An 18,848-nucleotide genomic window follows, 5' to 3' on the forward strand; every position below is an offset into this window, starting at 1 on the left:
GATCATATTGCACTGCACAATGAAATTATATGAGCGGAAATGATTGACACTGGTGGTTTTCTAGTGCCTCATGACCATGCAGGGAGGAACCATGCACGAAAAAGAGCGCCACAGGATCATTCTGTCCGCCGTCCAGGAAAAGCCTGTGGTGACGGTGCAGGAGATGGTCGACCTGACGGACTCCTCCGAGGCGACGATCCGGCGCGATATCGCGGCTCTTCATGTGCAAAAGCGCCTGCGTCGCGTGCGTGGCGGCGCCGAGGCGATCTCGCCACCGCAGTTCATCGGCCTCGCCGGCCGGCCCTTTTCCGTCAACGAAACGCTTAACGCTTCGCAGAAGCGCGCGATTGCGCGCGAAGCGGTGGAGCTGTGCAAGGACGGCGAACCGATCATCATCAATGGCGGCACCACCACCTTCCAGATGGTGCATTTCCTGACCGGACGCCGCATGCCGATCTTCACCAATTCGTTCCCCATCGCCGAGCACCTGCTCAAGCATTCGAAGAACACCGTCATGCTGTCGGGCGGCACCATCTACCGCGAGCAGAACATCATCCTCTCGCCCTTCGACAATGACGTGACGCGTAATTTCTACGCGCGCCGCATGTTCATGGGCGCTCAAGGGCTCGGGCCTCTTGGCCTGATGGAAGGCGACCCGCTGCTGATCCAGGCGGAGCAGAAACTGATCGACCAGGCCGACGAACTGGTGGTGCTGGTCGACTCATCGAAATTCCGCCAGCGCTCGAGCCTGATCCTGTGCGGGCTCAAGCGCATCGCCACCGTCATCACCGATGACGGCATCGAGGATCGCGAAGCCAACATGCTGGAGGCCGCGGGTGTGACGCTGATCGTCGCCCGCAAGTCGGCAAAGGAAGAATCCTCGCTGCAGGCCTGAGGCCAACCGCAGCGACGATGGAATGCAACGCTCAAGGGAGGAAATACGATGAGCTTTCTGAAGAAATTGATGGTGACGGCCGCGTTCTCGGCCGCCATGTTCGTGAATGCCGCCTATGCCGAGAACGTCAAGATCGCGCTGGTGGTGAAGTCGCTCGGCAACGGCTTCTTCGACGCCGCCAATAAGGGCGCCGAAGAGGCGGCCAAGGAACTCGGCGATGTCGACATCATCTACACCGGCCCGACCAAGGCGACCGCCGAAGCGCAGATCGAAGTGGTCAATTCGCTGATCGCGCAGAAGGTCAACGCCATTGCGATTTCGGCCAATGACGCCGACGCGCTGGTGCCGGTGCTGAAGAAGGCCATGGAGCGTGGCATCACCGTCATCTCGTGGGATTCGGGCGTCGCCAAGGAAGGCCGCCAGCTGCATCTCAACCCGTCCGACACCGGCCTGATCGGCGAGACCATCATCAAGCTGGCCGCCGACTATCTGCCGGAAGGCGGCGAAGTCGCCATTCTGTCGGCTTCGTCGACCGCGACCAACCAGAACGCCTGGATCGACGCGGCCAAGAAGATCCTGCCGGAGAAATTCCCCAAGATCAAACTCGTCGCCACCGTCTACGGCGATGACGATTCGGCCAAGAGCACCGACGAAGCCAAGGGCCTGCTGAAATCCTATCCGAACCTCAAGGCGATCATCGCGCCGACCACCGTCGGCGTCGTTGCCGCTGCCCAGGTCGTCACCGACGCGAACCTGATCGGCAAGGTCAATGTCACGGGTCTGGCGCTGCCGTCGGAGTTCAAGAAGTTCATCGACAACGGTTCCAGCCAGGCGGTTGCCCTCTGGAATCCGATCGACCTCGGCTACTCCGCCGTCTACCTCGCTCATGATCTGGCGGTGAAGAAGGAAGAGGCAAAGCCGGGCGCAACGCTGTCGATCGGCCGCGTCGGCAAGGTCACGCTCGATGACAGCAACTCGGCTGCGATGGCTCCGCCCTTCCAGTTCGACAAGTCCAACATCGAAAAGTTCTCCAAGATCTATTGATCTCGGACGTCTCGGACCAAGCGCGGCGGGACCAAAATCCCGCCGCGACTTTAAACGGACCTTGTTTCAGGGCTTGATACGGATATGGACACGACAGCCCAGCACGGCATTGCGAAGGAGGAGCCCACGGGTCCTGCCCCGCGCCTGACGCTGTCCGGCGTCTCCAAAAGCTTTCCCGGCGTGCGCGCGCTGCACAATGTCAGCCTGTCGCTTTACCCCGGCCAGGTTACGGCGCTGATCGGTGAAAACGGTGCCGGCAAGTCGACGCTGGTCAAGATCATGACCGGCATCTACCAGCCCGACGCCGGCACGATCAGCATTGACGGCCAGGCCGTCACCCTGCCCAGCGCGCATGCCGCCTTCGGCCACGGCGTCACCGCCATTCATCAGGAAACCGTGCTGTTCGACGATCTGAGCGTCGCCGAAAACATTTTTCTCGGCCATGCGCCGCGCACGCGGCTAGGCACCATCGACTGGCGCACCATGCGAAAACACGCGCGCGAAGTGCTCGACACCATGCATGCCGGCCATATCGACGCCGATGCGCGGCTGAAAGACCTCGGCATCGCCAACAAGCATCTGGTAGCGGTTGCTCGCGCGATGTCGATCGATGCGCAGATCGTCATCATGGATGAGCCGACCGCAGCCCTTTCGATGAAGGAGATCGAGGAGCTTTTCCTGCTGATCGAATTCCTCAAGGAGGAAGGCAAGGCGATCCTGTTCATCAGCCACAAGTTCGACGAGATCTATCGGATCGCCGATCGCTACACCGTGTTCCGCGACGGCGAGATGGTTGGCGAGGGCCTTATCAAGGATACCGGCCAGAGCCAGATCGTGCGCATGATGGTCGGCCGCTCGGTCGATCACATCTTTCCGCAACGCAAGGCCGAGATCGGCGCGCCGGTGCTGTCGGTCGCTGGCCTTTCGCACCCGACCGAATTCAACGACATCGGCTTCGAACTGCACAAGGGCGAGATCCTCGGTTTCTACGGCCTTGTCGGCGCCGGGCGGTCAGAGGTGATGCAGGCGATATCGGGCATCACCCGCATATCGGGTGGAACGATCACGCTGGAAGGCAAGACGATCACGCCGAAATCGGCGGCGGATTCCATCGAAGCCGGCATCGTCTACGTGCCGGAGGAACGCGGCAAGCAGGGCGTGGTGATCGGCCTGCCGATCTTCCAAAACGTCTCGCTTCCCTCGCTCAAGCGCACCTCCAAATCCGGCCTGCTGCGATTGTCGGACGAATTCGCGCTCGCCCGCTCCTACACCGAGCGGCTAGACCTGCGCGCCTCGTCGCTGAGCCAGGATGTCGGCACGCTGTCGGGCGGCAACCAGCAGAAGATCGTCATCGCCAAATGGCTGGCGACGGCGCCCAAGGTGATCATCCTGGACGAGCCGACCAAGGGCATCGACATCGGCTCCAAGGCCGCCGTGCACGGCTTCATGGCCGAGCTCGTCGCGCAGGGCCTGTCGGTGATCATGGTGTCGTCGGAACTGCCGGAGATTCTGGGCATGTCCGACCGCGTCGTCGTCATGCGCGAAGGGCTGGTTGCGGCGGTCTACGATAATAAGGGGCTGGACGCCGAAACGCTGGTCCGGACGGCAGCGGGGATCGCGGCATGAAGGCTCTCCTTAAATACCGCGAGATCTGGCTGGCAGCGGCGATCGTCGTTTTGATTGCTCTGATCTCGACGCGTTTCCCGGCCTTTGCCGACCCCGGCAATCTCGCCCAGGTGTTCAACGACACCTCGATCCTGATGATCCTGGCGCTGGGACAGATGGTCGTCATCCTGACCCGCTCGATCGACCTGTCGATGGCCTCCAACCTGTGCTTCACCGGCATGGTGGTGGCGATGCTGAACGCCGCGCATCCGGCGATCCCGATCCCGCTGCTGATCGTCATTGCGCTGGCCGTCGGACTGGTGCTCGGCGCCATCAACGGCCTGCTGGTGTGGCGGCTGAACATCCCTTCGATCGTGGTGACATTGGGCACGCTCACCATCTATCGCGGCGCCACCTTCGTCCTGTCCGGCGGCGCATGGGTCAATGCCGACAAGATGAGCCCTGAGTTCATCGGCTTCCAGCGCGCAGCTTTCCTGGGCATTCCGGTTCTGTCCTGGATCGCCATACTGGTCATCGCGCTGTTCTTCGTGGTGATGACGCGAACCGCGCTTGGCCGTTCGATCTATGCCATCGGCGTCAACCCGACGGCGTCGGTCTATGCCGGCATCGATATCGGCCGAACCAAATTCATCGTCTTCTGCATTTCCGGCATGATCGGCGGGCTCGCCGGTTATCTCTGGATTTCGCGTTATGTCATCGCCTCGGTCGAGGTCGCCAATGGCTATGAACTCAATATCATCGCCGCCTGCGTCATCGGCGGCATTTCGATTGCCGGCGGCATCGGCTCGGTCGGGGGCGCGGTGTTAGGGGCGCTGTTCCTCGGCATCATTTCCAACGCGCTGCCCGTCATCAACATCTCGCCCTTCTGGCAGATGGCGATTTCAGGCAGCGCCATCATCCTGGCCGTCGTGCTCAACGCGCGTGGCGAACGTCAGCAGGGGCGGATTATCCTGAGGAAAGCGGAAGCGGCATGACCGACACCCCCGCCCCGCGCCACATTCCCGACCGGCTCGACAAGCCGCTCTCCTCGGCGATCTTTTCCTGGGAGGCGCTGCTGGTCGTCGTGGCGGTCGCCATCTTCGCCATCAACAGTTTCGCCTCGCCCTATTTCCTCGACGCCTACTCCCTGTCGGATCTGACTTTCAATTTCACCGAGAAAGGCCTGATCGCCTTCGCGATGGCGCTGCTGATCATTTCGGGCGAGATCGACCTGTCGGTCGCCGCCATCATCGCGCTCGCCTCGACCATGATGGGCATGGCGGTACAGGCCGGCGCCGACACGCCGGTGCTGGTGGCTATCGGCATCGTCGTCGGGCTCGGTTGCGGCGCCTTCAACGGGCTGTTGGTGACGAGGCTCGGCCTGCCGTCCATCGTCGTTACCATCGGCACGATGAGCCTGTTTCGCGGCATTGCCTTCATCATCCTCGGTGACCAGGCCTACAAGGGCTATCCCGAGAGCTTCGCCTTCTTCGGCCAGGGTTACGTCTGGTGGGTGGTGTCGTTCGAACTGGTGCTCTTCCTCCTCGCGGCCGTCGCCTACTGGTTCCTGCTGCATCGCACCAGCTTCGGCCGCCGTGTCTTTGCCATCGGCAACAATCCGGTCGCGGCACAGTTTTCCGGCGTTCGCGTCGGCCGCATCAAATTCATCCTGTTTTGCCTGACCGGGCTGATGGCCGGCATCGCCTCGGTGCTGATCACCTCGCGGCTCGGCTCGACGCGACCGTCCATCGCGCAGGGTTACGAGCTTGAGGTCATCACCATGGTGGTGCTGGGCGGCGTCAGCATTCTGGGTGGCTCCGGCAGCATTGTTGGCGTCGTGCTCGCCGCCTTTATCATGGGGCTGGTGACCTTCGGCCTCGGCCTGCTCAACGTGCCCGGCATCGTCATGTCGATCTTCATCGGCCTGCTCTTGATCTTCGTCATCGCGCTGCCGATCGTCTGGCGACAGCTGCGTGGTAACAGCTGATGCCTGAGAAATACGCCTTCAAGATGCAGCTCAAACCCGGCATGAAAGCCGAGTACAAAAAGCGCCACGATGAGATCTGGCCGTCGCTGGTGGCGCTGCTGAGAGAGGCCGGCGTCGCCGATTATTCGATCCATCTCGATGAAGACACCAACATCCTGTTCGGCGTGCTGTGGCGGCGCGACGACCATGGCATGGCCGACCTGCCGAAGCACCCGGTGATGCAGCGCTGGTGGGCGCACATGGCCGACATCATGGAGACCAGGCCGGACAACCAACCGGTGGCCATCCCCCTGGAAACAATGTTCCATTTGGCATGAGTGGGCTGCGCCATATCGCCGTCATCGACGTCGGCAAGACCAACGCCAAGGTCGCGCTGGTCGATCTCGTCACGTTGAGCGAAGTGGGGTTGCGCCGCATGGCGAACGCGCCGCTGCGGCAAGCGCCCTACCCGCATCACGATGTCGAGTCGCTGTGGAGGTTCATCCTCAACAGCCTTGCCAGCCTCAACCGCGAACAGCGTATCGAAGCGATTTCGATCACCACGCATGGTGCGACCGGCGTGCTGGTCGACGCGGCGGGCGATCTGGTGCTGCCTGTCCTCGACTATGAGTTCGACGGCCCCGACAGGCTGGCTACAGAGTATAGTGCGATCCGTCCGCCCTTCATTGAGACTGGGACGCCGCGCCTGCCGCTCGGCCTCAATCTCGGTGCGCAATTCTTCTGGCTTGAGAAGCGTTTTCCCACCGAATTCGCCAGGGCCGCCGCGATGCTGATGTATCCGCAATACTGGGCGCTGCGCCTGACCGGCGTTGCCGCCAACGAGGTGACCTCGCTCGGCTGCCACACCGATCTGTGGAGCCCTTGGGAGGCGGACTTTTCCTCGATGGTCGACAGGCTGGATTGGCGCAGGCTGATGGCGCCGGTGCGGCCGGCCAGGGACCAGCTCGGCCCGATCCTGCCGGCGCTTGCCGCGCGCACCGGGCTCGATCCGCAGACCCCGGTATTCTGTGGCCTGCACGATTCCAACGCCTCCCTATTGCCGCATCTTCTGTCCGACGAGCCGCCCTTCTCGGTCGTCTCGACCGGCACCTGGGTGGTATCGATGGCGGTCGGCGGCAGAGAGATTGCGCTCGATGCTGCGCGCGACACGCTGGTCAATGTCAGCGCGCTTGGCGCTCCCGTCCCCTCGGCGCGGTTCATGGGTGGCCGCGAGTTTTCCCAGCTGACCAAGGACAAGCCGCAGGACTGCAGCGGCAGCGAGGTGCTGGCCGTTCTGACAAAAAAGATGCTGCTTTTGCCTTCTACCCAGCAGGGATCAGGTCCGTTCCCGCACCATGCCGCGGCATGGCTTGGTGCCGAGGGCATCAGCAAAGGCGAGCGGTTCGCCGCCATTTCCTTCTATCTGGCACTGATGACGGCGACCTGCCTCGAGCTGATCGGCGCCGACGGCCCGACCACCGTGGAAGGACCGTTTGCTCGCAACCGGCTCTTTGTCGGCATGCTGGCGGCAGCGACCGCGCGCATCGTCATCGCCTCCGAGGCGGCCACCGGCACCAGCATCGGCGCGGCACTGCTCGCATCCGATCAGCCAGTGACGCACGGCAAGGGCGAAAGAATTGAGCCGCAGACCGACCCGGTCTGGGCGGCCTATGTCACCGCGTGGCGCGCGGCAGTCGACGCGCAAGGCTGATCACAAAATCCGCTTCCCAAAGGCCGACATGACGAAGTTGACGGCGTCGGCGCCGATCCGCGGCTCCAGACCGGCGGTCAGCCCGGAAACATCCATCGACAGCAGACCGCCGGACAGCGAGATCGCCTCCATTGCCTGATGCGTCTCGCGCACCGTCAGCCCGCCCGAGCCCGCAGCCCAGCCGGTAAATTCGGTCGCCGTCGGCGAATAGCTGACGTGAAAGCCCTGCGTGCCCGACGTCGCGATGCGGATCGCCTCATGCATGAGGTCGCGCATGCCCATGGCGTCGATGTCGGTCATGGTGAAGGCCGAGACACGCGAATCCTTGAGCACCCTTGCCTCCGCCGGATCGGCATGGCGCAGGCCCACGATGACGATATTTTCCGGCGACAGCTGCGGCTGCAGCGCGCCGGGCTTGTGATCGAGACCGAGCGCGCGGGCCAGCACCGAGACTTCAGGCATGTCTTCGGCCTCCTCGTCCTCGGGCATCAGGGCGGCGAGGGAATCGATCCAGATCAGGCCGAAGGAATGCGTGGCGCGCGCCGTTGCGGTCAGCGCCTTGTGGGCGATACGGCGATCGGCGCCGGCAGCGAGCCGGATCAAGCCCGAGGGCGGCCGCTCGACGTCGGCGAGTTCGACCACGTCGAAATTCATCGCCTCCAGACGCGCGCCGGTTCCCTCGCGGGCGATAATCCCGCCGGCTTCCGGTTCGGCCGAGATCGACACCATCTTGCGGCCGGAGAAATCCGCGACGTCGTGCATCGGCGCCTTCTCGACATATTCCGAGGTCATCGCCAGAAGCATGGCGCCATAATTCATGCGGAAGGCGACACGGTCGCCGACGGTAGGTCGCGGATCGGCATCCTGCACATCGAGCAGCAGATGGTCGCTGGAAGCGCCGAGCACCCTCACCCCCTTGGCGATCGGCGTCAGCCCTTCGACCAGCACGTCCTCGCGGCCTATATTGGCGATGGCGCGCAGCCGGTCGCCCTCGTCGGCGAAGACCGGCTGGTTGCCGAAGGCGTCGTAGCCGGATGTGCCGATCGGCCGCGAAGGCTTGAGTTTGACCTCGATGATGTCGCTGGTCAGCCGGCAGGCATCGGGTTCGAGTTCGGGCCACGGCACGTCGCGAAAGGTTTCGACACCGCCTTGCAGGATCGCCTCGCCCACGCGCAGATTGTTGATGCCGGGCGGCAGCTTGCCTTCGAGCAGCAGCGTCAGCGATGACGAGGCGCCGCCGGAAATGAAGTCGAGGCTTTTGCCGGACAGGCGCTCGGTTTTGTAGGCATGGGCGACGAGTTGGCCAAGGTTCTCCGGCGTCGGCATTATGGCGCCGAAGCAGCCGAGATTGGTGCCGATGCCGGCGATGCGCACGCCCTTGAATTGTAGGATCTGCTCGACGGTGGGGATCAGGTCGCTTGGCCAGATGCCTTCGCGGAGATCGCCGAGATCGATCATCAGCATGATATCGTGGACGCGGCCCATGCGCTCGGCAATGCGCGATATCTCGCGGATGGTGGTCAGTTCCGACTGCAGGCTGATGTCGACGGTGCGCACGACCTCCTCTACGCGCGCCATGGGCGGGCTGCGCAGCAGCATGACCGGCGCATTGATGCCGCTGTCGCGCAGCCGGCGGATGTTTTCGAAGCGCGATTCCGCGATGCCGGCAACACCGCCGCGCAGCATGGCCCGCGCCACTTGCGGCATGCCGCATGTGCCCTTCGTAACTCCGAACACCTTGATGCCGGACAGCGCGCAGCGCTCGACGATGGTGCGGGCGTTGCGCTCGATGCGGCCAAGGTCGATAGCGACTTGCGGTCCCGACATTTCGTCACTCAGGGTTTGTAGAATCTGTCAGCCAGATGCATCTTCCAGATCGTCGTACGATATTTGTCAAACTTTGCGCAGTGACGGCCTCAATGTTGGAAACCAGAGCAATTGTATGTGGGCACGTCTTTCGATCGGAGAGGCCGGTGACGCTGGTCGTTCATCATTTCGATGGTGAGTGGCAACTGACCTGCGGCGAACATGATCATCCCGCGGACTGTGGAGATTTCGAAGTTATCGGTCTCGGCCATTTGACCTCCAGGCAGGAAAACTTGGCACAGATTGGCCAGCTTGAGCGCGGATGGCTTGCCGAATGGGTGCACGGCGAATGGACTCGATGCCAACACGACGACTAGAGCTCCCTCAGTTCCCGTAGACCAGCCCTTGCGGGTCGATCTCCGGCTTGCGGCCGGCGACGAGGTCGGCCAGGAACTTGCCCGAGCCGCAGGCCATGGTCCAGCCGACATGGCCGTGGCCGGTGTCGAGGTAAAGGTTCTTGTATTTCGCCTTGCCGATGACCGGCACCGAGTTGGGCATCATCGGCCGCAGACCTGCCCACAACAGCGCCTTCTTCTCGTCGAAAGCGCCAGGGAAAAGGTCTTTGCCGGTGCTCAGCATAGACTTGAAGTCGCTGGGCTTGAAGCTGCGGTCGAAGCCGGTGAACTCGGCTGTCGAGGACATGCGCAGGCGGTTTCCGAGCCTGGAGTAACCAACCAGCCGGTCCTCGTCGGCGCCGCCCATGGTCGGTCCCTTGCTCTCGTCCTCCAGCGGGATGGTCGCGCTATAGCCTTTAACCGGATAGACGGGCAGGTCGATACCGTAGCGGCGGCCGATCAGGCCGCTCTCGGGGCCCATGGCGATGACGACGGCGTCGCCCGTCACCGGGCCGGCCGACGTCATGACCGCACGCACCCAGTCGCCCTCTATGTCGAGCCCCTCGACCGTGGTGTCGAACAGGAATCTGACGCCGAGCTTTTCGGCGGCATAGGCGGCCAGCCCATCGACGAATATCCTGGAATCGCCGGTCTGGTCGATTGGCGAATAAACGCCGCCGGCGATCTTTTCCTTCACTCCGGCGAGCCCGGGCTCAAGTTCGACCAGCCGGTCGCGGCCGACGATCTCGATCGGCAGGCCATGCTTTGCCAGAAACTGGTAGTTGTCGGTGCCGGTGTCGAGACTGTGCTGCGAGCGGAAGAAATAAAGAATGCCCTTCTTGCGCTCGTCATAGTGGATGCCGGTGGCGTCGGAGAGCGCGTTGATGCAGTCGCGCGAATAGAGCGCCAGGCGCAGTTTGACCTGGCTGTTGGCGCGCAGCCGGGCCACGGTGCACTGGCGCAGGAAACGCAGGCTCCAGGCGAGGAAATAAGGATCGAAGCGCAGCCTGACCTTGATGCCGAGATCATGGTTCCAGAGAGCGCGCAGGAAGGTCTTCAGCGCCGCCGGCGAGGCCCAGGCGGTGGCGTCGCCCGGCGACACCAGACCGGCATTGGACTGGCTGGTGCCGCGCGCCGGCGCCGGATGGCGCTCGATCACGGTGACCTCATGGCCGTCGGCGGCCAGATAATAGGCGGCCGCGGTACCGACAACGCCGGCTCCAAGCACCGTTATCTTCATGCCACCCCCTCTTCGCGGCACAGCGCCTCCACGCCGCACCGCCATTGCTTCAATAGCGCTTCGCCGCGCGCCTTGCGAGCCCTCGGAAGTGCCCGGCTCAGCCCCGCGCGGAGTTCTTGCCGGTGAGGATACGCTCCCAGGCGAGTGCATCGGCGACGATCTGGTCGAGGTCGTCGCGTTGCGGGGTCCAGCCGAGTTCGGCGCGTGCAAGGTCCGAATTGGCAACCACGGCGGCGGCGTCGCCGGGGCGCCGGTCGCCCATCTTGACCTCGAAATCCCGGCCGAAGGCGCGCCGCACGCTGTCGATGACCTCGAGCACCGAATAGCCGTGGCTGTAGCCGCAATTGGCGACGAGGCTGCCGCCGCCGGCGCGCAGCCGCTGCAGCGCCAGCCGGTGCGCCGCAGCCAGGTCGCTGACATGGATATAATCGCGCATGCAGGTGCCGTCCGGCGTCGGATAATCGGTGCCGAACACCTGCATGAAGGGGCGTTTGCCGAGCGCGGTCTCGCAGGCGACCTTGATCAGATGCGTGGCGCCAGGCGTCGACTGCCCCGTCCGGCCCCTGGGATCGGCGCCGGCGACGTTGAAGTAGCGCAGCGCCGTGTACCGCAAGGGATGCGCAAGCGCTGCATCGCGCAGCATCCATTCGCTCATCAGCTTGGACAGGCCGTAGGGCGATTCCGGCGCCAGGCGGGCATCCTCGCGCACCGGCTCCAGGCCGGCGCCGCCATAGACGGCGGCGGTCGAGGAGAAGATGAAATGCGGCACGCCCTCGCGCACGGCGGTTTCGATCAGCGTGCGGGTCTTGGAGGTGTTGTTCTCGTAATAGGCGAGCGGATCGGCAACCGATTCCGGCACCACGATGGAACCGGCGAAGTGGATGATCGCGTCGACCTTGTTATCCCGGATGATCTGGCCGACCAATTCCCTATCGGCGACATCGCCGACGACAAGCTTGGCTTCCGGCGCTACCGCCCATTCGAAGCCCGTGGAAAGGCGGTCGAGAACGACGACGCTCTCGCCGGCATCCAGCAGTTCCCAGACCATGTGGCTGCCGATATAGCCGGCGCCGCCCGTTACCAAAACCGTCATCCGCGTCCTCTTTTACTCATGATTTATCGGAAACTGTCTCAATCACCGCCTTACTGGAAAGCCTGCGGCAAGGCCATTAGAAACGCCTGAATGTTAAATCCGTAACAGTCTCACCGGCCTGTGGCATCGTACGGAAACAAAATTGATCCACATCAAGGGAATAGGCCACGATCTGGCATCGTTAGGAACAGGCTTGGGGCGTGGCATTTTGACCAAAACGGCCCGGTGGACGACGAATGGCCCAACGATTATGATCCCGCGCAAAACTGGGAAGGCGACATGAACTATCAGCGGTTCTTCGAGGAAGCGATCGACCAGCTCCACGCCGAGCGGCGCTACCGGGTTTTCGCCGATCTCGAGCGCATTGTCGGCAAGTTTCCGCGCGCCATCTGGCGTTCAAACGGCCGCGCCGAGGAAATCACCGTCTGGTGCTCCAACGACTATCTCGGCATGGGCCAGAACCCCGATGTCATTGCCGCGTTCCAGAATGCAGCCGGCAAGATGGGTTCGGGCGCCGGCGGCACCCGCAACATTTCCGGCACCTCGAACCCGCTCGTCGAGCTCGAGCTGGAACTGGCCGACCTGCACGACAAGGAAGCGGCGCTGGTCTTCACCTCCGGCTTCGTCTCCAACGAGGCCTCGATCTCGACCATTGCGCGGCTTTTGCCCAATTGCCTGATCATTTCGGACGAGTTGAACCATGCCTCGATGATCGAAGGCGTACGGCGCTCGGGCGCCGAAAAGAAGATTTTCCGCCACAACGACGTCGCGCATCTCGAAAGCCTGCTGCAGGTGGCGGGCCGCGAACGCGCCAAGCTGATCGTGTTCGAGAGCGTCTATTCGATGGATGGCGACATCGCGCCGATCAAGCAGATCGTCGAACTGGCCGAACGCTACAACGCGATGACCTATATTGACGAGGTCCATGCCGTCGGCATGTACGGACCGCGCGGCGGCGGCATCACCGAGCGCGAGGGGCTGGCCGACCGTATCGACATCATCGAAGGCACGCTGGCCAAGGCGTTCGGCACGCTGGGCGGCTATATCGCCGGCAACAGCGCCGTCATCGACGCGGTGCGCTCCTATGCTCCGGGCTTCATCTTCACCACGGCGCTGCCGCCGGCGATCGCCGCCGCCGCCACCACGTCCATCCGTCACCTCAAGCGCTCGCAAGCCGAGCGCGATGCGCAGCAACAGCAGGCATCGCGGACCAAGGAGGTTCTTTCTGCAGCCGGCCTGCCGGTGATGGAATCGCCGACGCATATCGTGCCGGTGCTGGTCGGTGACCCCGAACTCTGCAAGATGGCCAGCGACCGTCTGCTCGGCGTGCACGGCATCTACATCCAGCCGATCAACTATCCGACCGTGCCGCGCGGCACCGAGCGGCTGCGCATCACGCCGACGCCGTTCCATACCGATGCGCTGATTGCGGGACTTCAGGACGCGCTGGTCGAGACATGGGATGCGCTGGGCATTCCCTATGGCTCCGCAGGGCGGCCCACTGTCACCAAGAGCGACCGGATTGTGCCGCTGCTGGTGCCGAAGTCGGGCGGCTGAAGCCGCCGCCCATTTAACCTCAAACCGTCCTCATCCATCCCGCCAGCCGGTGTGCCGCTTCCTCGAGCTGGTCGAGGCGGCGGTGGAAGCACAGGCGCAAAAACGCCTCTCCGCCAGGGCCGAAGGCGGTGCCCGGCGCCAGGCCGACATTGGCCTTGTCGACGATGTCGAAAGCAGCCCGGCGCGGATCGGTGATGCCGTCGACCGTGAAAAACAAATAGAACGCGCCTTGCGGCACGGTGAAGCGCGCTTTGCCGGTTGCGCCTAGAATATCGCAGACCAGGTCGCGCGCCTTTCGCGCCCGCTCAACCTGTTCGACGATGAACGCATCACCGTGGTCCAGCGCCGCGACGGCGCCGCGCTGCATGAACTGGGCGACGCCTGAGGTCGAATACTGGATCAGGTTCTCGAACACCTGCTGCAGCTCGGGATGGGTCTTGATCCAGCCGACGCGCCAGCCGGTCATCGCCCAGTTCTTGGAAAAGGAGTTGACGAACAGGATGCGGTCTTCCGCGGTCGAAATGTCGAGGAAGGACGGCGCACGGCCGTGGCCGTAGTGGAACAGCGAATAGATCTCGTCGGCGATGATCCACAGGCCCTTTTGGCGGGCGAGATTCAGGATCGCCTGCAGCGTTTCCTTATCGGCCGTCCAGCCGGTGGGGTTCGATGGCGTGTTGACGAACAGCGCCTTGGTGCGCGGCGTCACCGCAGCCGCAATCTTGTCGACATCGCAGGACCAGCCATTGCCCGACTGGTCGAGCGTGACCGCAACCGGGGTAGCGCCGGAAATACCGGCGGCGGCGGCGAAATTCGGCCAGGCCGGGGAGAGATAGACCACCTCGTCGCCGCTGCCGGCGACCGCGGCTAATGCCAACTGAATGGCATGCATGCCGGAACCGGTGGCGATGAATTCCTCTTCGGCGAAGCTCTTGCCGAAATGCCTGGCATAGTAGCGAGAAAGCGCTTGCCTCAGCTCCGGAATGCCTTTCTGCCAGGTATAGAATGTCTCGCCATTGGCGAGCCCCTTGGCGGCGGCTTCCGAAATGAAGGCAGGCGTCGGCAAATCGCCTTCACCGGCCCAGAGCGGGATCATGCCCTCGCGCGTACGGCCGTAATTGACGACGGCGACAATGCCGCTTTCGGGGGCGGCCACCGCTTCGGCGCGCAAGCTATCGATCAGGGTCATGAACAGGTCCGTTTTGATGTCTGCTTTGATGCATGTCATTATCCAGAACCGCTGCGCACTTATGGGCGACATGCATTGGCGGATGCTCTTAGCAGATGCGGCAACAGAAAACCCCGGCCGCGAACGACCGGGGTTTTGGTCCAGAAATCTGGCCTTGTCTATTTCCTGGCGAGGAGATCGCGAATTTCGGTGAGCAGTGCGACGTCAGCCGGCGGCGGAGCCGCAGGTGCGGCCGGCTTCTCGCGCTCGAGCCGCTTGCGCATGTTGTTCACGGCCTTGACCATAAGGAAGATGATGAAAGCCAGGATGACGAAATTCAGCGCCACGGTGATAAAATTGCCGTAGGCGAACACCGCGCCTTCCTTACGCGCGTCGGCAAGATTGGTCGAATGCACTGTTGATGAGAGGCCTATGAAGTAGTTGGAAAAGTCGACGCCACCAAGTGCGCCGATGAAAGGCATGATGATGTCATTGACAAGAGAATCGACGATCTTGCTGAAGGCCGCGCCGATGATGACGCCGACCGCAAGGTCCATCACATTTCCTTTGGAAATGAATTCCTGGAATTCTTTCAGCATTCGACCCTCCTTGTCATGACGGACCGCGCTGCCGCCGTCCCTCCGGCGTCGGCCCGTGCGCACCATAACAAAAACCTGCGGTTGCAACAGAAGCAAAAGCTGGAAAACACCGCTTTCTCCTTACCTTAGGTCACGGTTCGACAGGGCGGCGTCGCGGCCATGCGCCGAAAGCCGCGATGGACTTGACCTTAGAGCTGTGATTGCCTCTGGGCAGGCCGGGGTGAAAGCTGGCCGAGGAGGATTTTCGGGCCGTGCAGGGCTGGTTCATCGTCATCATTGCCGTCGCCTATGTGACGCTGCTGTTCGCCATCGCTAGCCTTGGCGACCGGCGGTCGACGGCGTCGGGACCCGGCCACGCCCGGCCCTTCATCTATGCACTCAGCCTCGCCATCTACTGCACCTCCTGGACCTTTTTCGGCTCGGTCGGCCTGTCCTCCGAGCGCGGCCTCGAATTTTTGGGCATCTACACCGGGCCGGTGCTGGTGTTCGTGTTCGGCTTTCCGCTGCTCAATCGCATCGTGCGGCTGGCCAAGAGCGAGAAGATCACCTCGATCGCCGACTTCCTCGGCGCGCGCTACGGCAAGAGCTTTGCCGTCTCGGCGATCGCCACGCTGATCGCCACCATCGGCGCGGTGCCCTATATCGCACTGCAATTGAAGGCGATCTCCGGTTCGGTCGGCCTGATGGTCGAGCATTATACGGGATCGCCGCCCTCCTTCGATCCCTTCGTCAGCGACATCTCGCTGGTGGTGGCCATGCTCTTGGCGCTGTTTGCGGTGCTGTTCGGCACCCGCCATGCCGACGCCACCGAGCACCAGGACGGGCTGGTGCTGGCGGTGGCGGTCGAAACCGTGGTCAAGCTCGCCGCCTTCCTGGCGATCGGCCTGATGGTCACCTTCCTGATCTTCGGTGGCCCGGGCGACATGATCGACAAGCTGGCCGAAAACAGCCAGGTGCGGCAAGCCATGGGCTACAACACCTCGCTCGCCACCTGGCTGGTGCTGACTTGCCTGAGCGGCTTTGCCATCATCATGCTGCCGCGCCAGTTCTACGTCACCATCGTCGAGAACCGCGGCGAGGCCGAACTGCGCACCGCGACCTGGGTGTTTCCGCTCTATCTCGTGGCGATAAACCTGTTCGTGCTGCCGATCGCCTTCGCCGGCCTGGCGCTGGTCGGCGCCAAAACCACCAGTGACCTCTATGTGCTGGCGCTGCCCTTGTTCGGCGGCCATGACTTCCTCGCCATGGCCGCCTTCATCGGTGGGCTGTCGGCGGCGACCGCCATGGTGATCGTCGAAAGCGTGGCGCTGTCGATCATGATCTCCAACGACCTCGTCATCCCGCTGTTCGTGCGCCGCCTGCTCAAGACCACGACCTCTGAGAATGAGGATTGGTCGACGCTGATCCTCAACGTGCGGCGCGGCGCCATCTTCATCCTGTTGTTCATCGCCTTCCTCTACTACCGCGAAAGCACCAACTCGGCGCGGCTGTCGTCGATCGGCCTGATGTCGTTCGCGGCAATCGCCCAATTCGCGCCGGCGCTGATCGGCGGGCTGATCTGGCGCGGCGCCAATGGCCGCGGCGCGGCCCTTGGCATGGTCGCCGGCATCCTCGTCTGGGGCTATACGCTGCTTTTGCCGTCGCTCTCGGCAGCCGACGCGGACATCGTCGTGCAGGGGTTGTTCGGTTTCGAGGCGCTGCGGCCGCAGGCTCTGTTCGGCACCGTCGCCGAACCGTTGAACCACGGCGTGCTCTGGAGCCTGTCGGTCAACACGCTGTTCTTCGTGCTCGGCTCGCTGTCGCGCGCGTCAGTACCGCTGGAGCGGATCCAGGCGTCGATCTTCGTGCCGCGCGAATCCGGCCCGATGCCCAGCCTGCGCCGCTTCCGCACCGCCATCACCGTCAATGTGCTGAAAGACACCATCTCGCGCTATCTCGGCGTCGAGCGCACCGAGCGCTCCTTCCAGTCCTTCGAAAAGAGCACTGGCGTCTCGCTGCACGGCAATGAGCAGGCCAGCATGGATGTCATCCGCTTTTCCGAGCAGCTGCTGGCGAGCGCGGTCGGCTCGTCTTCGGCGCGGCTGATCCTGTCGCTGCTGTTTCGCCGCAACGACCGCGAGTCCAAGGACGCCTTTCGCCTGCTCGACGACGCCACCGAAGCGCTGCAGCACAATCGCGACCTGCTGCAGATCGCGCTCGACCAGATGGAGCAGGGCATCACCGTATTCGACCGCGATTTCCGCCTGATCTGCTGGAACAGACAATATCGCGCGCTGTTCGACCTGCCCGACGAGATGGGCCAGGTCGGCGTCTCGCTCGACCGCATCCTGCGCCACCTCGCCGAGCGCGGCGATATCCCGGCCGACCAGCGCGTGGCGATGCTCAACCGGCTGACCAGCTTCGTCAGCCCATGGCAGATGGAGTTGACGACCAGTGGCCGAATCCTCGAACTGCGTTCCAACCCGATGCCGGACGGTGGCATCGTTGCCACCTATGCCGACATATCAGGACGCGTCGAACAGGATTTGGCGCTGAAGCGGGCCAATGAATCGCTGGAGCAGCGGGTCAAGACGCGGACCATCGAACTGACTAGGGTCAACGAGGAGTTGACCCGGGTCAATGAGGAGTTGGCGCAGGCGCAGATGCTGGCCGAGGAGGCCAATCTGGGCAAGACGCGCTTCCTCGCCGCCGCCGGCCACGACATCCTGCAGCCGCTGAACGCCGCCCGTCTCTACTGCTCGTCGCTGATCGAAAAGGCCGGCAAGGGCCCGGCCGGGGAGGCTGCTATCAACATCGAATCCTCGCTCGAGTCGGTCGAGACGATCCTGGGCGCCGTGCTCGACATTTCCCGCCTCGACGCCGGCGCGATGAAACCAGACGACAGCGCCTTCCGCCTGGACGGGCTGCTGCGCCAGATCGGCAACGACTTCCAGCCGCTCGCCGCCGAAAAGAAACTCGATCTGAAGATCATGGCCTCGTCGCTCGGCGTGATGACGGACCGCAACTTGCTGCGCCGGTTGATCCAGAACCTGGTCTCCAACGCCATCAAATACACCCCCCATGGCCGCATCCTGGTCGGCGTGCGACGGCGCGGCGAACTCGCCGAGATCCAGGTGATCGACACTGGTATCGGCATTGCCGGCGACAAGCTGAACACGGTCTTCAACGAGTTCACCCGGCTGGACGAAGGCGTGCGCGAGGCCGAAGGTCTCGGCCTTGGCCTGTCCATCGTCGACCGCATCGCGCGGGTGCTGCGGCTCGAGATCCAGATCTTTTCCAACGCGGGCAAGGGTACGCGCTTTTCCGTTATCCTGCCGGTTGCGGCGGTTGAGGCGCCGCGGCGCGAGGTCGAGCCGAAGGCGCCTGCCCGCACCGCGAATTCGCTGGCCGGCCTGCGCGTCATGTGCATCGACAACGACGCCCGCATCCTCGACGGCATGCGGCTTCTGCTCGAGGGCTGGGGCTGCAGCATCGGCACGTTTTCGGGTTCGGAGGATTTCGCCAAGGCCGATCGTCCCGACATCGTGCTTGCCGACTATCATCTCGATGGCAGAAGCGGCCTCGACATCATCGCCCGCCTGCGTGACATCCATGGTTCCGACCTGCCGGCCGTGCTGGTCACCGCCGACCGCTCCACTGAGGTCCGTGCCGCTGCCGCCGCGCTCGACGTGCCGGTGATCAACAAGCCGCTGAAGCCGGCGGTGCTGCGTTCGATGATGGCAAGGGTCAGGCCGCTGGCGTCCGCGGCCGAGTAGAGTTTCTATCTTTTTGT

General features: G+C 63.4%; 15 protein-coding genes. 10 read left to right on the forward strand and 5 right to left on the reverse strand.

Going from position 1 to position 18,848, the window contains the following annotated elements:
- Window positions 1-91: 91 nt before the first annotated feature.
- The 7 genes from NKI88_RS20695 to NKI88_RS20725 all read left to right on the forward strand — a co-directional run bounded on the left by NKI88_RS20695 (window position 92) and on the right by NKI88_RS20725 (window position 7,221).
- Complete coding sequence (locus NKI88_RS20695) at window positions 92-895, forward strand: DeoR/GlpR family DNA-binding transcription regulator (RefSeq protein ID WP_023669662.1); 804 nt, start codon at window positions 92-94, stop codon at window positions 893-895.
- A gap of 48 nt (window positions 896-943) precedes the next feature.
- Window positions 944-1,939 carry a rhamnose ABC transporter substrate-binding protein gene (gene rhaS / locus NKI88_RS20700; protein ID WP_023669661.1) on the forward strand — a complete coding sequence of 332 codons (996 nt, stop codon included), beginning with the start codon at window positions 944-946 and terminating at the stop codon, window positions 1,937-1,939.
- An 84-nt stretch (window positions 1,940-2,023) separates the two neighbouring features.
- A complete protein-coding gene (locus tag NKI88_RS20705; RefSeq protein ID WP_023736115.1) occupies window positions 2,024-3,565 on the forward strand; it encodes a sugar ABC transporter ATP-binding protein in 1,542 nt (513 codons plus the stop codon).
- Window positions 3,562-4,539, forward strand: a complete 978-nt coding sequence (locus tag NKI88_RS20710; RefSeq protein ID WP_023818767.1) for an ABC transporter permease — start codon at window positions 3,562-3,564, stop codon at window positions 4,537-4,539. The genes NKI88_RS20705 and NKI88_RS20710 overlap by 4 nt, the downstream gene beginning before the upstream one ends.
- Entirely contained in the window at window positions 4,536-5,531 is a 996-nt protein-coding gene (locus tag NKI88_RS20715; RefSeq protein ID WP_352656927.1) for an ABC transporter permease, read from the forward strand. Before NKI88_RS20710 ends, NKI88_RS20715 begins: the two co-directional genes overlap by 4 nt.
- Entirely contained in the window at window positions 5,531-5,848 is a 318-nt protein-coding gene (gene rhaM / locus NKI88_RS20720; protein ID WP_023715347.1) for an L-rhamnose mutarotase, read from the forward strand. The genes NKI88_RS20715 and rhaM overlap by 1 nt, the downstream gene beginning before the upstream one ends.
- Window positions 5,845-7,221: an FGGY-family carbohydrate kinase gene (locus tag NKI88_RS20725; RefSeq protein WP_352656930.1), complete on the forward strand. Its 1,377-nt coding sequence runs from the start codon at window positions 5,845-5,847 to the stop codon at window positions 7,219-7,221. The genes rhaM and NKI88_RS20725 overlap by 4 nt, the downstream gene beginning before the upstream one ends.
- Here NKI88_RS20725 and NKI88_RS20730 read toward each other — a convergent pair whose 3' ends face one another.
- Complete coding sequence (locus NKI88_RS20730) at window positions 7,222-9,048, reverse strand: alanine racemase (RefSeq protein ID WP_023806882.1); 1,827 nt, start codon at window positions 9,046-9,048, stop codon at window positions 7,222-7,224.
- Window positions 9,049-9,194: 146 nt separating this feature from the next.
- On the opposite strand from NKI88_RS20730, the gene NKI88_RS20735 reads away from it, so the two are divergent.
- Window positions 9,195-9,404: a hypothetical protein gene (locus NKI88_RS20735; RefSeq protein ID WP_031203497.1), complete on the forward strand. Its 210-nt coding sequence runs from the start codon at window positions 9,195-9,197 to the stop codon at window positions 9,402-9,404.
- A 7-nt stretch (window positions 9,405-9,411) separates the two neighbouring features.
- Here the strand turns inward: NKI88_RS20735 and NKI88_RS20740 are convergent, their stop codons facing one another.
- Together NKI88_RS20740 and galE are read right to left on the reverse strand one after the other, a co-directional pair.
- Window positions 9,412-10,662 carry a D-amino acid dehydrogenase gene (locus NKI88_RS20740; RefSeq protein WP_023669653.1) on the reverse strand — a complete coding sequence of 417 codons (1,251 nt, stop codon included), beginning with the start codon at window positions 10,660-10,662 and terminating at the stop codon, window positions 9,412-9,414.
- A gap of 97 nt (window positions 10,663-10,759) precedes the next feature.
- Complete coding sequence (galE, locus tag NKI88_RS20745; RefSeq protein WP_023669652.1) at window positions 10,760-11,755, reverse strand: UDP-glucose 4-epimerase GalE; 996 nt, start codon at window positions 11,753-11,755, stop codon at window positions 10,760-10,762.
- Between the two features lie 279 nt (window positions 11,756-12,034).
- Here galE and hemA point away from each other — a divergent pair, with 279 nt between their 5' ends.
- Entirely contained in the window at window positions 12,035-13,312 is a 1,278-nt protein-coding gene (hemA, locus tag NKI88_RS20750; protein WP_352656934.1) for a 5-aminolevulinate synthase, read from the forward strand.
- Window positions 13,313-13,331: 19 nt separating this feature from the next.
- On the opposite strand, the gene NKI88_RS20755 is transcribed toward hemA, so the two are convergent.
- Together NKI88_RS20755 and mscL are read right to left on the reverse strand one after the other, a co-directional pair.
- Window positions 13,332-14,498, reverse strand: coding sequence for a pyridoxal phosphate-dependent aminotransferase (locus NKI88_RS20755; protein WP_023669650.1), 1,167 nt, complete (start codon window positions 14,496-14,498; stop codon window positions 13,332-13,334).
- A 158-nt stretch (window positions 14,499-14,656) separates the two neighbouring features.
- Window positions 14,657-15,076: a large conductance mechanosensitive channel protein MscL gene (gene mscL / locus NKI88_RS20760; protein ID WP_023681933.1), complete on the reverse strand. Its 420-nt coding sequence runs from the start codon at window positions 15,074-15,076 to the stop codon at window positions 14,657-14,659.
- Window positions 15,077-15,327: 251 nt separating this feature from the next.
- Between mscL and NKI88_RS20765 the strand changes: the two genes are divergently transcribed.
- The gene (locus tag NKI88_RS20765) at window positions 15,328-18,831 is read left to right on the forward strand and encodes a PAS domain-containing hybrid sensor histidine kinase/response regulator (protein ID WP_352656937.1); all 3,504 of its coding nucleotides are present in this window, start codon (window positions 15,328-15,330) and stop codon (window positions 18,829-18,831) included.
- The last annotated feature ends 17 nt before the right edge of the window (window positions 18,832-18,848 follow it).

The sequence above is a fragment of the Mesorhizobium sp. M0317 genome, from assembly GCF_040321555.1.
Lineage (GTDB): Bacteria > Pseudomonadota > Alphaproteobacteria > Rhizobiales > Rhizobiaceae > Mesorhizobium.

What these genes read in the sequence shown, in the direction of transcription:
- NKI88_RS20740 (WP_023669653.1), bottom strand. Translation starts at nt 10,662, where the DNA reads ATGAAGATAACGGTGCTTGGAGCCGGCGTTGTCGGTACCGCGGCCGCC.
- NKI88_RS20725 (WP_352656930.1), top strand. Translation starts at nt 5,845, where the DNA reads ATGAGTGGGCTGCGCCATATCGCCGTCATCGACGTCGGCAAGACCAAC.
- NKI88_RS20710 (WP_023818767.1), top strand. Translation starts at nt 3,562, where the DNA reads ATGAAGGCTCTCCTTAAATACCGCGAGATCTGGCTGGCAGCGGCGATC.
- NKI88_RS20705 (WP_023736115.1), top strand. Translation starts at nt 2,024, where the DNA reads ATGGACACGACAGCCCAGCACGGCATTGCGAAGGAGGAGCCCACGGGT.
- rhaS (WP_023669661.1), top strand. Translation starts at nt 944, where the DNA reads ATGAGCTTTCTGAAGAAATTGATGGTGACGGCCGCGTTCTCGGCCGCC.
- NKI88_RS20755 (WP_023669650.1), bottom strand. Translation starts at nt 14,498, where the DNA reads ATGACCCTGATCGATAGCTTGCGCGCCGAAGCGGTGGCCGCCCCCGAA.
- NKI88_RS20695 (WP_023669662.1), top strand. Translation starts at nt 92, where the DNA reads ATGCACGAAAAAGAGCGCCACAGGATCATTCTGTCCGCCGTCCAGGAA.
- NKI88_RS20715 (WP_352656927.1), top strand. Translation starts at nt 4,536, where the DNA reads ATGACCGACACCCCCGCCCCGCGCCACATTCCCGACCGGCTCGACAAG.
- galE (WP_023669652.1), bottom strand. Translation starts at nt 11,755, where the DNA reads ATGACGGTTTTGGTAACGGGCGGCGCCGGCTATATCGGCAGCCACATG.
- rhaM (WP_023715347.1), top strand. Translation starts at nt 5,531, where the DNA reads ATGCCTGAGAAATACGCCTTCAAGATGCAGCTCAAACCCGGCATGAAA.
- mscL (WP_023681933.1), bottom strand. Translation starts at nt 15,076, where the DNA reads ATGCTGAAAGAATTCCAGGAATTCATTTCCAAAGGAAATGTGATGGAC.
- hemA (WP_352656934.1), top strand. Translation starts at nt 12,035, where the DNA reads ATGAACTATCAGCGGTTCTTCGAGGAAGCGATCGACCAGCTCCACGCC.
- NKI88_RS20730 (WP_023806882.1), bottom strand. Translation starts at nt 9,048, where the DNA reads ATGTCGGGACCGCAAGTCGCTATCGACCTTGGCCGCATCGAGCGCAAC.